The organism is Longimicrobiaceae bacterium, assembly GCA_036375715.1.
Classification (GTDB): domain Bacteria; phylum Gemmatimonadota; class Gemmatimonadetes; order Longimicrobiales; family Longimicrobiaceae; genus DASVBS01.
In genome coordinates, this window is record DASVBS010000004.1 from 54,972 (window position 1) to 71,708 (window position 16,737).

General features: G+C 67.1%; 15 protein-coding genes. 5 read left to right on the top strand and 10 right to left on the bottom strand.

The window, feature by feature from the left end:
* Positions 1-52 precede the first annotated feature (52 nt).
* Genes VF167_00360 through VF167_00390 form a run of 7 tightly spaced genes read right to left on the bottom strand, consistent with a single transcriptional unit; the run spans position 53 to position 7,905 of the window.
* Positions 53-1,234 carry a glycosyltransferase gene (locus tag VF167_00360; protein HEX6923849.1) on the bottom strand — a complete coding sequence of 394 codons (1,182 nt, stop codon included), beginning with the start codon at positions 1,232-1,234 and terminating at the stop codon, positions 53-55.
* The gene (locus tag VF167_00365) at positions 1,231-2,346 is read right to left on the bottom strand and encodes a glycosyltransferase (GenBank protein HEX6923850.1); all 1,116 of its coding nucleotides are present in this window, start codon (positions 2,344-2,346) and stop codon (positions 1,231-1,233) included. The genes VF167_00360 and VF167_00365 overlap by 4 nt, the downstream gene beginning before the upstream one ends.
* Before the next feature lie 7 nt (positions 2,347-2,353).
* Positions 2,354-3,466, bottom strand: a complete 1,113-nt coding sequence (locus tag VF167_00370; GenBank protein HEX6923851.1) for a glycosyltransferase family 4 protein — start codon at positions 3,464-3,466, stop codon at positions 2,354-2,356.
* A complete protein-coding gene (locus VF167_00375; protein ID HEX6923852.1) occupies positions 3,463-4,647 on the bottom strand; it encodes a Gfo/Idh/MocA family oxidoreductase in 1,185 nt (394 codons plus the stop codon). The genes VF167_00370 and VF167_00375 overlap by 4 nt, the downstream gene beginning before the upstream one ends.
* Complete coding sequence (locus VF167_00380) at positions 4,644-5,645, bottom strand: zinc-binding dehydrogenase (GenBank protein ID HEX6923853.1); 1,002 nt, start codon at positions 5,643-5,645, stop codon at positions 4,644-4,646. The genes VF167_00375 and VF167_00380 overlap by 4 nt, the downstream gene beginning before the upstream one ends.
* A 5-nt stretch (positions 5,646-5,650) precedes the next feature.
* Positions 5,651-6,766 (bottom strand): GDP-mannose 4,6-dehydratase, encoded by a 1,116-nt coding sequence (locus tag VF167_00385; GenBank protein HEX6923854.1) that lies wholly within the window; start codon positions 6,764-6,766, stop codon positions 5,651-5,653.
* 11 nt (positions 6,767-6,777) lie between these two features.
* Complete coding sequence (locus VF167_00390) at positions 6,778-7,905, bottom strand: NAD-dependent epimerase/dehydratase family protein (protein HEX6923855.1); 1,128 nt, start codon at positions 7,903-7,905, stop codon at positions 6,778-6,780.
* 21 nt (positions 7,906-7,926) lie between these two features.
* Between VF167_00390 and VF167_00395 the strand changes: the two genes are divergently transcribed.
* Positions 7,927-8,829: a hypothetical protein gene (locus VF167_00395; GenBank protein ID HEX6923856.1), complete on the top strand. Its 903-nt coding sequence runs from the start codon at positions 7,927-7,929 to the stop codon at positions 8,827-8,829.
* Here VF167_00395 and VF167_00400 read toward each other — a convergent pair.
* Together VF167_00400 and VF167_00405 are read right to left on the bottom strand one after the other, a co-directional pair.
* Positions 8,802-9,515 carry a TIGR04290 family methyltransferase gene (locus VF167_00400; GenBank protein ID HEX6923857.1) on the bottom strand — a complete coding sequence of 238 codons (714 nt, stop codon included), beginning with the start codon at positions 9,513-9,515 and terminating at the stop codon, positions 8,802-8,804. The genes VF167_00395 and VF167_00400 overlap by 28 nt on opposite strands.
* Positions 9,512-9,742, bottom strand: a complete 231-nt coding sequence (locus VF167_00405; GenBank protein ID HEX6923858.1) for a hypothetical protein — start codon at positions 9,740-9,742, stop codon at positions 9,512-9,514. The genes VF167_00400 and VF167_00405 overlap by 4 nt, the downstream gene beginning before the upstream one ends.
* A 458-nt stretch (positions 9,743-10,200) precedes the next feature.
* Here VF167_00405 and VF167_00410 point away from each other — a divergent pair, with 458 nt between their 5' ends.
* Positions 10,201-10,806: an NAD(P)H-dependent oxidoreductase gene (locus tag VF167_00410; GenBank protein HEX6923859.1), complete on the top strand. Its 606-nt coding sequence runs from the start codon at positions 10,201-10,203 to the stop codon at positions 10,804-10,806.
* Here the strand turns inward: VF167_00410 and VF167_00415 are convergent.
* Positions 10,793-11,860, bottom strand: coding sequence for a beta-N-acetylglucosaminidase domain-containing protein (locus VF167_00415; GenBank protein ID HEX6923860.1), 1,068 nt, complete (start codon positions 11,858-11,860; stop codon positions 10,793-10,795). The two genes, VF167_00410 and VF167_00415, sit on opposite strands and share 14 nt — an antisense overlap.
* A gap of 484 nt (positions 11,861-12,344) precedes the next feature.
* Here VF167_00415 and VF167_00420 point away from each other — a divergent pair, with 484 nt between their 5' ends.
* The 3 genes from VF167_00420 to VF167_00430 all read left to right on the top strand — a co-directional run bounded on the left by VF167_00420 (position 12,345) and on the right by VF167_00430 (position 16,604).
* On the top strand, positions 12,345-12,794 hold the full coding sequence (locus VF167_00420; protein ID HEX6923861.1) for a hypothetical protein: 450 nt from the start codon (positions 12,345-12,347) through the stop codon (positions 12,792-12,794).
* Between the two features lie 79 nt (positions 12,795-12,873).
* Complete coding sequence (locus VF167_00425; protein ID HEX6923862.1) at positions 12,874-15,240, top strand: TonB-dependent receptor; 2,367 nt, start codon at positions 12,874-12,876, stop codon at positions 15,238-15,240.
* Positions 15,237-16,604 (top strand): sialidase family protein, encoded by a 1,368-nt coding sequence (locus VF167_00430; GenBank protein ID HEX6923863.1) that lies wholly within the window; start codon positions 15,237-15,239, stop codon positions 16,602-16,604. Before VF167_00425 ends, VF167_00430 begins: the two co-directional genes overlap by 4 nt.
* Positions 16,605-16,737: the final 133 nt, after the last annotated feature.

A 16,737-nucleotide genomic window follows, 5' to 3' on the forward strand; every position in this document is an offset into this window, starting at 1 on the left:
GAAGGATTGCACGGCGGGCACAGAGAAGGCCCTGCTGTCTGCGATCAAAGCTTCAGGATTCAAAATTGTAATTCGAAATTCGTAATTCGTAATTTTCCGGCCTCTGTGCCCTCCGCGAAATCCTCCGTACGCTCTGCGATCCCGTCCGTCGCGCCGTCAGAAGAACCGAGGGAGTCTGCAGGTACGACTCGAGCTCGTCGGCGCGCCGCTGTGCACTGTGCTCTGCAACGATCGTTGACCGGAGCGCGGCTCCCATGGCCCGGCGATCGTCGGGATGTGTGTCCTCCAGCAGGGCGCAGGCTGCCTCGGTGGTCTCCGGTAGGGCGAGCTCCTGCCCGGGCACGAAGAGCTGGTCGATGCCCGGCCAGAAATCCGAGAGGATCGCCGCTCCGCATGCGCCCGCCTCGAAGAGGCGCACCGAGGGCGACCAGCCCGCGGCCACCATGTCGGCGCGCGTCGCGTTGAGCTGCCACGCCGCGCTCGAGTAGAAGGCGGCGTGACGCGAGGGCGGCAGGTGGCTCACGCGCCGCACGTTGGCGGGCCAGCGGATCTCGTCGGGGTACTGCGGCCCCGCCACCAGGAAAGACCGCTTCGGCAGCGCCCACGCCACGTCGTTCAGCAGCCGCTCGATTACTGGCTGACGATCGGGAGCGTAGGTCCCCATGTAGGCGAGGTCGACCTCGAACTCGGGGTCCTTGTCGACGGGGCCGTGCGCTTCCGGGTCGACCGAGCAGTAGAGGGCCCGCGCATCCCGAGCCCCGAGCTCCCCCTCCAGCACGTGCTCCAGCCAGGGTCCACCGGTAAAAGATAGGTAGCGGGTGAAGAGCGGGACCTGGTCTACCCGCAGGTAGTCTGCCCCGGGGCCGCGGAGCTGCGCCACCGTCACCGGGGTGTCGATGTCGTAGAAGAAGAGCGGATCGACGCCGGCCTCGGCGAGGGCATCGATGACCGCTGCACCCTGTCGCACGTACGAGCCGACGAGGGTAGCGTCCGCCTCGCGGGCCTCGGTGATCGCGCGCGGGATCACCTGCTCCCAGCTCGGGTAGAGCTCGAGCCGGCAGAACTCGGGATTCGCGAGGTCGCGGTGGGCGCCTCCATACCAGGGAGCATCCCACTCGTAGAACACCACCTCGTGTCCGCGTGCGGCGAAGGCGCGAAGCAGCGCCCGATAGGTCGTCGCGTGACCGTTGCCCCAACTGGACGAGAGGGAGAGTCCGAACACGACCAGCTTCATCCCACCTCCTCCTCGGCGCCCCCCGTGATCTCCACGGCGGCCGCGGGCCGCGTGCGGAGAATCGCGTCCACGAGTGTGGCCCGCTGATCGTAAGTGTGACATCGAAGGGCGCGGCGGCGTGCCGCCTCCCCGATTCGCCGCGCCGTGGCGGGATCGGTGGCGCGGGCGATTCGCGCCACCTCCTCCCCGGACGTGGCAACCAGGATTTCTTCTCCCGGCTCGAAGAATTCCTCGATCCCACGCCAGGGATCGGTGACCTGGCAGGCTGCCGCGCCGGCCGCCTCGAACATCCGCGTGGCCGGAGACCAGCCGTTCGTGGCCATCGACTCCCGGTGGATGTTGAGCACGATCCGCGCGGCGCTGTTCAGCTCGTTGTGTCGCGAGGTGGGGACGTGGCCCAGGTATTCGACGTTGGCCGGGAAATTCACGTCGCCCCACCCCTCGCCCCCGAGAGCAAAGCGGCCCTCGGGGAAGTGCTCCGCGGCGCAAAAGAAAAACTCGTGTACCCGCTCTTCGCGGTCGGGGAGCCGATTCCCCATGAAGAGAACATCCCATCCGGGAGGGACGACCTCCGGCAGCGGTCGGTGCTCGTCGGCATCGAGGCCGTTGTAGACGGGCGTACAGCCCTGCGCTCCGTAACGCCGGTAAGCCTCGACCACTGGAGGCCCGCCGCCGTAGGTGAAGATCCAGTCATACCTCGGGATGCACTCGGTGAAGGCGTCGGTCGGATCGGCTTCGAGTCGGCCGAGGGTAGCGGGGGCGTCCACGTCCCAGAAAGCAGTGGCGGCATTGCCACCCGACCGATCGGCAATCGCATCTTCCAGCTCGCGATCCCACACGCCCACGCCGCTGCACTTGATCACCCAATCGCTGGCAGCGAAGGCAGCATCTACCAGCCGGTCACGTTCGGCTTCGTCACGGTAGACGACCACCCGCGCGTATCCGGGTTCGCCCTGGAGGTCGCGTCGCTGCTGACGCCCGAAAGCGTCCGGCTCGCAGAAGACGATGTGGTGACCGAGGCGATGCAGCGCCCGCAGCAGCCCGCGATAATAGGTGGCCGCGCCGTTCCAGTAAGAAGAGACCAGTGACGAGCCGAAGAAGGTCAGGCGCATAGAGGGCTCATACGGGTTGATGGACGGATCGCGTGGAGCCGGGCAGCGGACGATCGGGGGCGAGGGCCGCGTAGATACCCTGATATTCCCGCGCCATTCGATCCGCGGTGTAGCGCTCGAGTGCGCGCCGCCGGGCCGCCTCCGCCAGGCGGCGCACGCGCGTCTCGTCCCGCCTCAGAGAAGACAGAATCGCGGCCAGGCGGCCCGAGTCTCCGGGAGGGAAGAACTCGGCGCACCCGTCCCAGAGCTCCCGGAACGAGCCGATGTCGGAGAGCACCAGGGCGCAGCCGTGCAATGCCGCCTCCAGCGGAGCGAGCCCGAAAGGCTCATACAGCGACGGGCCGACGTAGATGGTGGCACGGCCGAGCCACGCGTCGACGCTCGCTCGGTCGGCGGTTCCGTGGCAGACGATGTGTTTCGTTTCGAGGTGCTCGCCCTGCGGCGACGTACAGGGGCCCAGCAGATGGATCGGCGGCGCGTCCTCTCCGAGCTCGTCCGCTGCCTTGTCCAGCGTGCGGATTCCCTTCGCCGAATCCCAGGCGCGACCAACGCTGACCACAAGCGGGCTCCTACGCTCCTGGTGGTCGGGGTCGGGGGGAGCGATGCCATTGGCAATCACCTGGTCCGCCGCAAAGCCGTAATGGCGGGCGAGAAGCCTCGATTGATATTGCGAAGGGGCGATCACCAGCGTTGCTCGCCGCAACGCCGACCGGACACGGTCGTGGTATTCGCTCCACTCCGCCGGCGCGGGTGACGCCAGCGTCTCCGAGAACCAGGAGAAGACGTCGCTGTGGGAGACGAGCAGCGTAGGCGCAGCGAAGTTGCCGAGCGCGGGCGAGTACTGGTTCAGGTGCACCACGACGGGCCGCCATTCCAGCGCGAGCTCCTCGATCCAGGCGGTGGACGCCTCCACGTCCGCCGCCGAGTCGGGCATCCACTCGAGGCGATAGGGGCGCGCTGCCACCTCGACGCAACTCGGCAACGGCCCGCGTCGGTCTGCGGCCGCATCCCCCAGCACGGCGAGCAGCACCTTGTGCCCGGCGGCGCACAACGATTCCGCCAGAATGCGGGTGTAGTCCCAGACCCCGCCCACCGTGTCGGTCGTCAGCAGAATTCTCATCGCCCGTAGATCCGGTCGATAATCCCGGCCACCTCGATCAAACGTTCAGCGGCGGGGTCGAACCGTTCGCCCGCGGCGAGGCGCTGCGCCCAGGCAGTGGCGGCGCGACCTCCCCACTCATCCGGAGGGGAGGTCAGCGTCTCCGCCGAGGTACCGGTGAAGCGCTCCGCGACGAAGTTGTAGAAGGAGCCACCCACGTTGCGAAGCCGGAGCCCGCCCTCGGCGCCGTGGAAGCTCGCTTCGATGTGTGCGTCGCAGCCGGTGTGAAGCCGCCATGAGGTGGCTATTCGCACGGACACTCCCCGTTGCAGGAGGAGGTTGGCAATCCCGTAATCCTCCACCACGGGCGGATCAGGCGCGAGCAGCTCGCCACGTTGGTACAGCCGGGCGCGTACCTCCTCCACCGCCGGAAAGCCGAGCGTCCACAGCGCCAGATCGACGAGGTGGATGCCCAGGTCCATGACGCACCCGCCGCCGGATAGGTGTGCGTCGTAGAACCAGTCCTTGTCGGGGCCGTACGCATTGTGGAAGACGAGATCCGCCGCATACACGCGGCCGATTGCTTCCGCAGAGACCAGCTCGCGGATGCGCTGCATGCCGGTGGTGAACCGGTAGGAGAGATCCACCTCGAGCAGCAGATCGGCCTTGCGGGCCGTCTCCACCACCCGTGCCACCTCGTCGGCCGTGCGGCCCAGGGGCTTCTGACAGAACACGGCCGCCCCGCTCTCGAGGGCAGCGATTGCCTGTTCCGCATGCAGCGCGCTCGGCGTGGCAATCACGATCCCGTCCAGGCCGGCAGAGAGCATCTCTTCGAACGGGCCCACCACCTTCGCCCCCGGAACGCTCTCGACGGCCGCCGAAGCCATCTCCGGGGCGGGGTCGCAGATCATCGCCACGTGGCCGAACCCGCTCCGATGGATCGCTTCCATCCGGTGCCGTCCGATCCAGCCGGTCCCCAGAAAGCCGAGCCGGGGCGCTGCCTCCGCCCGCCTGTGCTCGCTCGAGCGCACGTGCAGTTTCGCGTCGACCCCTTCGGCCTCCGCCTCGGTCGAATCGACACGCGGTTTCGCCCCGACTCCTGCGGGGTCCGCCTCGCTCGAGCGCGCACTCTGCCTCGCCCCGACCTCGGCGGGGTCCGCCTTGCTCGTGGCGCTCGCATCCTGCCAGTTTGCCGGACTCATGCGATGGTGATGAGCGCCTTGATGAATCCTTCGGGCCGGTCCCGCGCCGCATCCAGCGCTTCTCCGAGCCGCTCGAGCAGAAACCAGTGGGTATAGAGCGGCGAGGGATCCAGTCGTCCTTCGGCCATAGCCTGCACCGCTTCCCTCACGCCCCGCCGGACCACCTCCACGTCCCGCTCGTGCGCGTTGATGACGTCGATTCCGCGCCAGTTCCAGAGCTGCATGTTCACCTGCCGCGGCCCGTCCTGGTGGTAGCCCGCGACGATCAGCCGTCCCCCCTCCCGGGTCAGCTCACCGGCAAGGTCGAGCGGCCACTGCTTCCCCACCGCCTCGATGACGCGGTCGCACATTGCGCCACGCGTGCACTCCTTCACCTCCTCGATGATGCCCGTGTGATCGTCCATCGGGATGGTGCGCGCGGCACCCATTCTTTCGGCCAGCGCGAGGGCGGATGGGCGTCGGGAGATGGCGATGACCTTTGCTCCCGTCCGGGCGGCGAGCTGCGTCAGCAGGAGCCCGAGGAAGCCCGTCCCGACGATGGCTACGGTCTGGCCCGGCTCCACCGCGCTGCGGCGGAGGATGTTCATCACGCAGCCGAGCGGCTCACCCGGCAGCGGGATGTCGCGCAGCACGGTCGGGATCGGGACCACATCGACGGCGTCGAGGACCAGGTGCGTGGCGAACGCACCGTTGGCGATCGTGGCCACCCGGTCGCCCTCTTCGATACCCGTCACTCCACTGCCGATCCGGTCCACCAGCCCCCAGCCTTCGTGACCCGGCGCCCCGTCGGGAAAGGGGTACTCAAACCAGGGGGCCCCCGCCCAGGGCGCGAGGTTCGAGGCGCAGACGCCGCACCCCTCCAGTCTGACGCGTACCTGGCCGGGACCTGGCTCCGGCAGCCCAGCCGTTTTCAGCTGGATCCTTCCTGGAGCCGCCAGGACCGCGCTGCGGGCGTGAGTCTCGAGGCGCGTGGCCGTGCTGGTCGCCTCCTGCCTCACCTCGATCAAGGGGCCTCCCTCGCGAGCTCGCGGAGCAGTTCGTCGTCGACGGCCGTCACGCCGGCAACACGTGCGCTCGAGGTGGCCACTGGAGCGCGGGTCGGAGGCATCGACGACTCGAGCCACTCGAAAAGCAGCTCCAGGCCGCGCTGCCACGGGGTCAGCGGATGCCAATCCAGGACACGCCGCGCCTTGCCGGTGTCGCTGATGTAGACCTTCTGGTCGCCCGGCCGGCTCGTCGCCCGGTGAATGGGCACCCTCCGACCACTGACCTGCAGCAGCCGGTCGAGCACCCGCTGGACGGAGACCGCGTTGGTCGGCCCGCCTCCGATGTTGAAGATCTCACCGGCGGTCTCGTCGATGCGGTCCATGGCGGCCAGCATCGCCCGCACCAGGTCATCGGCCCAGAGGATGTCGCGGACCTGGTGGCCGCTGCCGTAGACCGTGATCGGAGCGTCCGCGAGCAGTGAGCGGGCAAAGTGGGCCACCCAACCCTGATCCTCCGTGCCGAACTGCCGCGTCCCGTAGATGCAGCTCATGCGGAAGACCACGGTCGGAATGCCGAAGATCCGGGCGTAGTCGTGGACGTACTGGTCTGCGGAGCCCTTGGAGCAGCCGTAAGGGGAGTAGAAGTCGAGCGGTGTTTCCTCGTTGATCCCCAGACGTCCGTCGGCGTAGCAGTAGGCGTCGCCGCGTCGGGTTACCTCAACGCCCTTCAGCGCGCCGTATACCTTGTTGGTGGACGTGAAGAGCAGCGGAGGGGGCGTCGCACGCCTGCGGATCGCCTCCAGGATGTTGAAGGTGCCGAGCAGGTTGGTGTTCAAGTCCAGCGCGGGATCCTCGAGCGAGGTAGTCACCGCCACCTGCGCAGCCAGGTGGAAGACCTGCCGCGCCATCGACACCAGTTGCCCGATCGCTTCCGCGTCGCGGATGTCCACCACCTCCAGCCGCACCAGGCGAGGGTAGCGGGACAGTAGCCACTCCGCGTTTGCGCGCACTCCGTCCCGGCTCAGGTTGTCCGCGATGACCACGGGTTCGCCGCGCGCCGCCAGGCCGTTGGCCAGGTTGGAGCCGACGAAGCCGGCGCCTCCCGTGATCAGCGTGTATTCGCCTTTCGTCATCTCCCTCTCCCTCACAGTGTAAGGCCACGTGCGGCCAGGTCGGCGACGTGCTCGCCGACGGTGTCCTCCGGCTTCTCCTGCTCATCCAGCCACTGCACCAGCTCTTGCATCCCTTCCTCGAGGCCGACGCGGGGCTCGTAGCCGAGGAGCCTGCGCGCCCTCTCGATGTCGGCGAAGCAATGCCGGATGTCTCCCACGCGGTACCGGCCGGTCACCTGCGGAGGCAGGTCGACCTCGAGCACGGCGGCAAGCGTTTCCGCGATCTCCCGCACGGTGATGGAGCGTCCAGAGCCGATGTTGAACACCCGACCGACCGCCTGCGGGTGGTCGCCGGCGAGCAAAAGCCCCTGCACCACGTCGCCAACCGAGACGAAATCCCGGCTCTGCAGCCCGTCCTCGTAGACCAATGCGGAATTACCGTTCAGCAGGCGCGAGCTGAAGATGGCCGCTACGCCCGTATACGGGTTCGAGAGCGACTGCCTGGGTCCGTAGATGTTGAAGAAGCGAAGCGCCGCGGCGGGGATTCCGTAGGCGGCGCCGATCTGGAGCACCAACCGCTCCTGGTCCGCTTTGTTCAGCGCATAGACCGAGGTAGGGTCGAGCTCCTTGTCCTCGTCGGTGGGGCGGGGTGAGAGGGATCTTCCAAGGGCGTCCTGCGGCTCCCACTGGTGAGCGCGTAGCTGGGCCTCCGTGCGACGCACCACTCCCGCATCCTCTCCCTCGGGGGACACGTACCGCCCTTCTCCGTAGATGGACATCGAGCTCGCCACCACGAGCCTTTCGAGCTCGAGCTTCCGATCGACGATCTCCTGAAGGAGGTAAGCCGTTCCCAGTGTGTTCGTTGCCGTATAATCGGCGATCTGGTACATTGACTGCCCCACGCCGACCGCCGCCGCGAGGTGGTAGACGACGTCCGCCCCCCGGACAACGCGCGCCACGGCATCCCGGTCGCGCATGTCACCGATGACCAGCTCGGCGTCAGGGGAAAGCCACGGGGGAATTCGGCGTGCCGGTCCGTGAACCTGGGGATCGAGGTTGTCGAACACCGTCACGCGGTCGCCTCGCTCCACGAGTGCGTCGACCAGGTGCGATCCGACGAAACCCGCTCCGCCGGTTACGAGCACTCTGCGTTGCGTCAAACCGCACCCCCGGGGTTCGCGTTGATTACTTCGATCAAGATCTGGAACGAGCCCAACAACCTTTCACACTGGGACTTCCAGCTCGACCCGGACTGGGCGATCTTCGCCGAGATGGTGAAGCAGACCCGGGACGCCCTGCGGGCGGTGGGCTGTCGCCTCCCCATTGTCCTGGGCGGTATGTCCCCGATCGACCGCGGCTTCCTGCATCGTCTGCAGGAGCACGGCGCCCTCAACTGCGTGGACATCCTGGCGGTGCACGGCTTCCCCATGGACTGGAACCTCTGGTCGCTCGAGGAATGGCCGGAACGCCTGGAGTCGATCCGTACCGAGTTTCAAAAGCCCGTCTGGATCACCGAGACGGGCGTTTCTTCGTTTGCCAGCGAGGAGGTCGCCGCCTGGGGTCTGCGCCGGTCTCTGGAGCTGCTGCGCGGGGAGAAGGTCTACTGGTACAGCCTTCTCGATCTGGCCCCGGAGCGTGAAGCGACAACCCGTCACAAAGCGGCCGAAGGCAGCGCCTACTTCCGTCATTTCCACTTCGGGCTCCTGCGGCACGACGGTACGCCCAAGCTGGCGGTCCGTGACTTCGATCCCACGTTTGGCATCTGCCAGTGGTTCCATTTCCAGGACGAGCGCACCCTGGCAGTTGCCGCCGCTTGGCTCGAGCGACTGGGTGTACGGGTAGTGCGCACCGGCATCAGTTGGGGCGAGAGCTACCTGCCGAACGCCCGGCAATGGTTCGACACCCTCATGTCGGCGCTCGAGCCGTTCGAGGTGTGCTTGACCCTCTGTTTCACCCCACCGAGCCACGGCATCCGTCCCGACCACACCAGCCCGCCGCGGGACGTATCGCAGTTCGCATCGTTTGCCGCGGAAATGGTTCATCGGTACGCGGCTCCTCACGCCCTCTCCGGCGTGCAGAAGTAGACCTCGCCGCTCGGATGAGCTTCGATCCGTAGCCCCGCCGAGCGCAGCATCGCCTCCATCGCCGCCCGGTTCGGCACCCACCAGTTGGTAGGGTCCCCCGCGTAGCTGTGCTCCAGGAAGTACATCGACGGAAAGCCGGGATCCTCGAAGATCCTGCGCTCCGAAATGTCGTAATCGTGTTCGACCGGGAAGATCTCGGTGCTGCCGCGCAACATGCTCTGGAAGATCAGCTTCTCTCGCGGGAGGCGAGCCACCTTGTCCAGCGCGTACAGGGGATAGCGGAGGTGGTAGAGGACGCCCATAAAGAGCACGTAGTCGTATTGCTGACCCAGGCGGTCCACGTCGTAGACATTCATCAGGCGGTAATCGATGTCGGCCCGGAGGACCTCTGCCGCGAAACGCGCCTGCGCGAGGTAGCGGCGATCGTGCTCGATGCCGGTCACCCGCGCGCCGAGGGCGTGGAGTTGAAGGCTGTAGAAGCCGGCATTGCAGCCGATGTCGAGGACCGTCTTCCCCGTCATGTCCTGGGGAAATGCGGGCTCCACCTGCGACCAGAGATCCTGCAGGAAGTTGCCCAATGGGTGATCGGGTGCGGTCCGGATACCCTGCAACTCGAGGTCGTGAAACCAGGGGCCCAGCTCCTCGATTCGCCCGCGGACAGCTTCCTGCTCGATCGTGCTGCTCACGCCTTCGCTCCCATTCTCTGGTAGTACGCCTCCGACCAGGCATTCAACCGGGCGTTCACCTCATCCGCCCAGATTCCGGTCACCAGCCGCTGCGCCAAACGCACCCCCAGGCGCTCCGCAGTCCGGCGCTCCGCGTCCGCCTGCCTGCCCTGCTTCACCAACGCCGCCGCTTCCATCTCCAGCGCGAAAGCGAGGCGGTCGAGATCGGTGAAGATGCTCCCTCGCAAAGCTTTCCTTTCCTCACTCTCGTGAGGCGGCGGAGCACTCAGCATCGCCCAGTCCGTGCATGTTTTGGGTTGACCATGGGTTGAACGACAGGACCAAAAATTCAATTTTTTCAGGCAGTCAGTGAGCTTCTTGGCGTGCGCAAAGCGCATGCCATTAAATATTTTCCGTAAGAATGCGACTGATTCGTATTTTTCCGATTTTATTGTTTTGCAGTCGTCGGACGGGTAGTTGGGAAGCCGTGATGGAGGCGGCACGCAGAAGGTGAAGCTGGAGCCATTCTCCTGAGATTTGCGGCTGGTCGGAACGGCTTCTCGCGAGCAGGGTGAAAAGCGCGAGGAGGGAGGGCAGGTCGGGCGTGCGGCCGGCCCGACCAATGCTTAGGATCTACGGTCGTGGTGCACCACGGAACCGGAGTGGGCAGATCAGGTGAAGGAAGATCAACCGAGGAAGTTGAGAGATGAGTGACGGTAGGGTGGACGGAGCAGTGAGGGAGCTGGAGGTACTCGGGGTGGCGGGGAGTCTGCGGCGGGCGTCGTTCAACCGGGCACTGCTCCGTGCAGCGGTCGAGCTAGCGCCGCTGTCGATGCGGATCCGGGTCTTCGAGATCGGCGACCTGCCGCTCTACAATGCCGACCTGGACACGGATGAGCACCGCCCGGCAGCGGTCCGGGAGTGGAAGGAGGCCGTCTCGCGGGCGGACGGCGTCCTGCTGGTCTCACCCGAATACAATCATTCAGTCCCCGGCGTCATGCAGAATGCTCTCGACTGGGCATCGCGGCCCAGCATGAAGTCGCCCTTTCGCGGGAAGCCGGTCGGAATCATGGGAGCGTCAGGAGGGCTGTTCGGCACCGCGCGCGGCCAGCAGCAGCTCAAGCTGGTGCTGATGTCGATGCTCGCGTATGTGATGCCTCACCCGGGCGTGGCGGTGACCCAGGCCGCGACGCGCTTTGATGCGGAGGGAACCCTCGTCGATGCGACCACGCGCGAGTTCGTCACGGACTACCTGACCGAGCTCGAGGCCTGGATCCGCCGATTCGCGGTCGACAGTCCTACTGCGTCCTGACGATCTCGTCGGTGATGCGGTACTCTCCGTTCAGCCAGGCGATGATCTCACGCGCCCCCGGGTGGTCTGCATGGCCGTACCGTTCCCTCAGAGGCGCCTCCTTCTCACCCAGACGGTCGAGCCCGACGTCCTGTAGGATCAGCAGGTCCTCGCGCAGCCACTCGCCCAGCTCCTCGCCCAGGACCATCCGGGCCGCGCGGGCGAAGGCTTCGCCGTATTGGTAACGCTCGTCCCCGACCCGGTAGCGCTCCGCGAGGGTCAGCGCCGGGATGCGAGTGAGTGTGGGCTGCAGCGCGACGTTGATGCCGTGGCCTGAGATGCGAGTCGCATTGGCCGCCGGTCGTCCGGTGAAGCCGCGCAGGTGCAGGTACTGTGACATGCGCCGGCCGTCGTTGACCGGGTAGTTGTCCCAGAGGAAGGGAAGCCGCCCGATCCGCTGCGCGACGCGGTCGAGGTGTGCCGGCGAGATCTCGCGGGCGCAGACTTCCTCTCCGGTCCACAGGATCTCGATCGTCCGGTCGAGCCCCGCCGCGAGCTCCTCCAGGTAGCCGTCCGGCCTCCTCCCGAAGACCCGGTCCAGCACCGGGTCGTCCGTGTAGTAGCTGGGGCAGACCAGCAGCCTCTCCACGCCGGCGTGGGCGGCGATCCAGTCGACGATCTCGAGCTGCCGTCGAGCCAGATCCGGCGTGTCTCCGCGCATGTCGTCGAACAGGACCGCCAGGTCGACGGTGCCCAACTCGCGCAGGGATACGAGCTTGTCGCGGAGCGCCGCGCGGGCCTCCTCGTTGAAGTCGAGATACAGCTCATACGGACTCAGGCCGACGCCGAACCGCACCCCTTCCGCCTCGCACAAGCGGGCGAAAGAGTGCAGCGCATCCGCCATCGGATCGGGGTGCGGCTCCTGCCAGCGGCGCCGGAGATACGGGTCGGCTTTCGGGGCGTACAGGTAGAAGCCGTAGCCGTGCGGCGCGAGGAAGCACACCGCGTCCGCACGCTGCTCCCAGCTCCACGGCCGCCCGTAAAACCCTTCGATCAGCCCCAGCTCCACAGTCATCGATCCTCTTAGCTGTAATTGCGAATTACGAATTACGGTCGAAATTTGAATTTTGAATTCTGAATTTTGGATTGTCGGGTCATCCTGAGCGACGAAGGATCGCGGGCAGGCAGGGTGTTGGCTTGCGATCCTTCGCTTCGCTCTGAGGATGACAGGTGTAATTCAGGATGATAGGTTTTGGCTCAGCGCGCCAGCGTCCGGGTTCGGAATCGTAATTCGCAATTCGTAATTGGTAATTCCGATTTCCCCTCCGCGCCCTCTGCGTTCCTCTGCGGTAGATCACTCGGTGTATCGTCGCAGTGCGCTGTGTATCGAGAACATACCCCAATTCAAAATTCATAATTCAAAACCCCTTCCCGCAGTCCATGTTGTCGGATCACCTGTAAGGTGTTCCCCTACAACGCAGTCAGGAAGCCTTTGTGAGTGCGGCTTCCTGGTCGGCACGGTGCTTGTAGACCGTGGCGCCGGCCATTAGCTTCGAATTGTGACTCGAGACGCCGTTCTTTCGCCCCGGGCGCTGAAGCGACCGCTTCATCGACGCGCCCTCGCCCTGGTCTGGGCGCTTCTCTTCCTGTTCGGAACGGGAAGGGAGGCGTTGGCGCTGCACCCCTGCCCGCATCATGGGGGGAGGTGGGGCGGGGTGGTGGCGTCAGAGGCGCCGAGCTCACACCAGGGTCACCACGGGTCGCCGGTACACTCCCACGCGGAGGCGGGCGACTCGGGCCGCCATACGCAGGCCCCGGAGCATGCGGGTCCCTGCACGTGCGGGTCCGCCTGTCAGGCCAGCGGCGCGGTGGCCCTACCCGGAGCCAGCGCCACACAACCCGGCGTCGAGGTGATCGCCGATCTTTCGGCGACGATCCTCGAGCACGGTGTCTCTCTCCTTCCTCGCCCGTCGCACTTCCTTCCATTCGCGCAGGCACCGCCCGTCTGAGCTGTTTCGCGTCGCGTGATCGGTGAGCGCCTAAAGCCGCGAGCCAATCGCATTCAGAAACACTCAGCGAGCCTGGATCATGCCCAGCGTGTTCGTCCGGTGTCGCGGCTCCACCGCCGCGCACCCGCGCACTGCGCGTTTGTTGGTGTTCCTTGCGCTGCTCCTGGCCGTGGTGCACCCCGCGAGGGTCGCTGCCCAGCAGAGCGGTGTCATCGTCGGTCGCGTCGTCGACCAGGACAGCGGATCCCCGCTGGCGGGGGTCACCGTGTCGATCGTTGGCCTGCGGATCGGTACCCTCTCCGGTCCGGACGGAACCTTCCGTCTGACCGGAGTGCCCGCCGGAGAGCGCGTGCTTCTCGCGCAGCGGTTCGGCCTGGCAACCGCCGCCAGGACGGTGACGGTGACCCCCGGCTCCCCGGTGCGGGTGGAGCTCTCGCTCCGGGCGGAAGCGTTGTTGATCCCCGGCGTGGTGGTGAGCACCACGCGCGCCGCGCGACGTCTTGCCGAGACCACCGCCAGTGTGGGCGTGGTCGGGCCGGACGAGCTCGACGACGCCCGCCCGACACACCCCTCCGAGGTGATGCAGCGCATCCCGGGTGTCTGGGCCGGGGTAACCGCCGGGGAAGGTCATACCATGGCGATCCGCATGCCGAAGTCGACTGAGCCGGTCTACCTCTATCTCGAGGACGGCGTGCCGACCCGCTCCACCGGCTTCTTCAACCACAACGCGCTCTACGAGGTGAACCTGCCGCAAGCAGGGAGAATCGAAGTCCTGAAGGGCCCGGCGACCGCGCTCTACGGGAGCGACGCGATCGGCGGAGTGATCGACGTGGAGACGCGCGCCCCCTCCCGCTATCCGTCGGCTCAGATCTACGCGGAAGGCGGGGACAACGGATGGAGCCGCGCGCTGCTGTCCGGCAGCGGCACCTGGGGTCACAACGGCATTCGCGCCGACCTCAACCTCACACGGACCGACGGCTGGCGCGACGCGACCGGGTACGACCGGCAGAGCGCGACCGTGCGCTGGGACCACGCCCTCAACGGCGGGGGGAGGATGAAGACGGTGTTGAGCGCATCCCGCATCGATCAACAGACCGCGGGATCGTCGGCGCTGCTGCGCGAGGATTACCTGCGCGACCGGACCATCAACTACACCCCCATCTCGCTTCGCGACGTGCGCGCGGTGCGCCTGTCGACCGCCCTCGATCTGCCGATCGACGGGGGCGAGCTGAGCGTGACACCGTACCTCCGGTGGAACCGCATGGAGGTACTTCCCAACTGGTCGCTCACCTACGACCCGACCATCTACGAGACCGGCCACAGCTCGGCCGGGGTCATCCTCCGTGGCAGCCGCGACCTGCCCGCGCTGCGCTCTCGGGTCATCACCGGGATCGATGCCGACTACAGCCCCGGCGATCGGGAGGAGTTCCGCATCGAGCCGCTGCTCGAGGGCAGGATCTTCACCGACTACCGGCGGATGGAAGCGCTGTACGACTACGACGTCACTTACCGCGCCCTCTCGCCGTACGTCCAACTCGAGGCGAACCCGGTCGAGCGCCTGCATCTCACTGCGGGGCTGCGTTACGACCGTATGGCGTACGATTACGATACGGCCCTCGACCCCAGCGACACCGGCCGCTGGCGCCGTCCTGAAGACACTACGGTACGCTTCGATCACCTGAGCCCGAAGCTGGGTCTGGCTTATGAGTTCGGGCCCGCCCTGTCGGCCTATGTCAACTACGTGCACGGCTTCCGAGCGCCTTCCGAGGGGCAGCTCTTCCGTCAGGGCTCGGCGGTCAACACGGTAGGCCTGTCGCCGGTCGTGGCGAACAGCTTCGAGGTGGGTGCCCGGGGGCAGCTCGCGGGGCGTGTCGGCTACACGCTCGCGGCGTACCGGATGGAGGTGGAGAACGACATCCTCACGTACATCCGTCCCGACGGCATCCGTGAGACCCAGAACGCGGGGGCAACGCTGCACCGCGGTGTGGAAGCGGGTCTGAGCCTCGAGCTCACCCGAGCCCTCCGTGCGGATCTGAGCTATTCGCTCGCCGAGCACACCTATGAGGCGTGGTCCCCGGCCGAGGGGGTGGATTACGCTGGGAACGAGCAGGAAGCCGCGCCCAACGTGCTCGCCAGCGGCAGACTGACTTACTCGCCGGACCTGCTGCGCGACGGGAGCGTGGCGCTCGAGTGGAGCCGGGTCGGATCGTACTGGATGGACGCCGAGAACACCCATCGCTACCCCGGCCACGACCTCTTCACGCTCTCGGCGAACGTCCCGCTCGGAAGGCAGCTGGAGCTGATCGGGCGCATCGTGAACCTCACCGACGAGCGGTTCGCGGAGAGCGCCCTCTACACGCAGGCACGCGGGGAGGAGTACGCGCCGGGTCTGCCGTGCACGGTGTACATCGGCCTGCAGTACGGCTGGGGAGGTAATCGCCGATGAGCTCTCGACCTGCCCTTTGGGGAAGGCTCGCCGCGGCGATGATCGCGGCCTTGCCCCTCGCGTTGCTCGGTGCCTGCGCCGGCTCCGACGCTTCGGGCGGGTTGGAGGCCTCTGCCCCGATCACGCTGGACGAGGATTCCGCGAGCAACCCGACGGTGGCGTATGACCGGGTGAGCGGCCGCACGTACCTGGCCTGGGTTGGGGTGGAGGCCGGGGAGAACGCCGTCTTCCTGCTCGCGCTCGATTCGACGGGCGTCGCCAACGGCCCGGTGCGGGTGAACGACATTCCGGGAGATGCAGCGCCGCACCTCCAAGCCCCTGCTCAAGTGGCGGTGGGACCCGGCGGAGAGGTCTACGTCGTCTGGCAGAACAACACGCCCGTGGAGGGGCGCAGGTTCCCGGCGAGCGACCTGCGGCTCGCGATGTCCACTGACGGCGGCCGCAGCTTCCGACCGGCCATCACCGTGAACGACGACGCCGGAGGTCCGCCCACCTCGCACACCTTCCACGACATCGCGGTGGCGGCGGACGGCACCGTATACGTCTCCTGGATCGATTCCAGGGACCAGGAGGCCGCGGCTCATCAGCGCCTCCCCCCGACGTCGGGCGACGTGGCCGCTCATGCGATGCACGGTGTTGGGGCGGGGGAGGGGCACGACATCCCCGCGTCGCACGACCATGGGGTGGGCGGTGACCCCTCCGGTCCGGAGATCCGGGTCGCTCGCTCGACCGATGGAGGACGCACCTTCAGCGCGAGCGTGGTGGTCGATTCGGCGGCCTGCCCCTGCTGCCGCACGTCGCTCGCCCTGGGCCCGGATGGAAGCGTGTACGTTGCCTGGCGGAAGATCTTCCCCGGCAACGTGCGCGACATCGTGGTGGCGCGGGCCGCGCCGGAGCTGGACGGCTTCTCCGAGCCGGTGCGCGTCCACGAGGATGGTTGGGTCTTCCCGGGATGCCCTCATGCAGGGCCGAGCCTCGCGGTCGACGCGGAGGGAAGGCTGCTGGTAGGCTGGTATACGGGGAGGGAAGGGCGGCAGGGGCTGTGGTACACCCACTCCAGCGATGGCGGCCGCAGCTTCGCCCCGGCCACGCCGATCCTCACGGAGGAATGGGTGCCTCCATCGCTGCTCCGGCTGGCGGTGGGTGAGGGCAGCGTCTGGGCCGCCTGGGACGACCGAACCGATGGTTCACCGCGGGTGCGGGTCGCCTCCGGGCCGGTCGGCGGCGAGCTCGTCCCTATGGAGCGGTGGCAGGTCGAGGGCTCCGACCCCGCCGTGGCCGTCACGGACGGTGGGGCAGTGGTCTCGTGGCTGAGGGGGGCATCGGCGCTGGCAGTGCCGGTGCGGCTCGTGACCGGCCTTTAGCGGCGCCCCCTGAGGGGGAACGCGCGCGGGCTCCCACCAGGCGGCCAAAAAGGCCGCCCCGACGGGCGGATTCCCTGCAAGATGCCCGTCTGAGCGCCCCTCAAGGCAAATGGCTCGAATTGCCCGCACGCTG

What these genes read in the sequence shown, in the direction of transcription:
- VF167_00360 (HEX6923849.1), bottom strand. Translation starts at nt 1,234, where the DNA reads ATGAAGCTGGTCGTGTTCGGACTCTCCCTCTCGTCCAGTTGGGGCAAC.
- VF167_00375 (HEX6923852.1), bottom strand. Translation starts at nt 4,647, where the DNA reads ATGAGTCCGGCAAACTGGCAGGATGCGAGCGCCACGAGCAAGGCGGAC.
- VF167_00415 (HEX6923860.1), bottom strand. Translation starts at nt 11,860, where the DNA reads ATGACTGTGGAGCTGGGGCTGATCGAAGGGTTTTACGGGCGGCCGTGG.
- VF167_00430 (HEX6923863.1), top strand. Translation starts at nt 15,237, where the DNA reads ATGAGCTCTCGACCTGCCCTTTGGGGAAGGCTCGCCGCGGCGATGATC.
- VF167_00385 (HEX6923854.1), bottom strand. Translation starts at nt 6,766, where the DNA reads ATGACGAAAGGCGAATACACGCTGATCACGGGAGGCGCCGGCTTCGTC.
- VF167_00410 (HEX6923859.1), top strand. Translation starts at nt 10,201, where the DNA reads ATGAGTGACGGTAGGGTGGACGGAGCAGTGAGGGAGCTGGAGGTACTC.
- VF167_00425 (HEX6923862.1), top strand. Translation starts at nt 12,874, where the DNA reads ATGCCCAGCGTGTTCGTCCGGTGTCGCGGCTCCACCGCCGCGCACCCG.
- VF167_00370 (HEX6923851.1), bottom strand. Translation starts at nt 3,466, where the DNA reads ATGAGAATTCTGCTGACGACCGACACGGTGGGCGGGGTCTGGGACTAC.
- VF167_00365 (HEX6923850.1), bottom strand. Translation starts at nt 2,346, where the DNA reads ATGCGCCTGACCTTCTTCGGCTCGTCACTGGTCTCTTCTTACTGGAAC.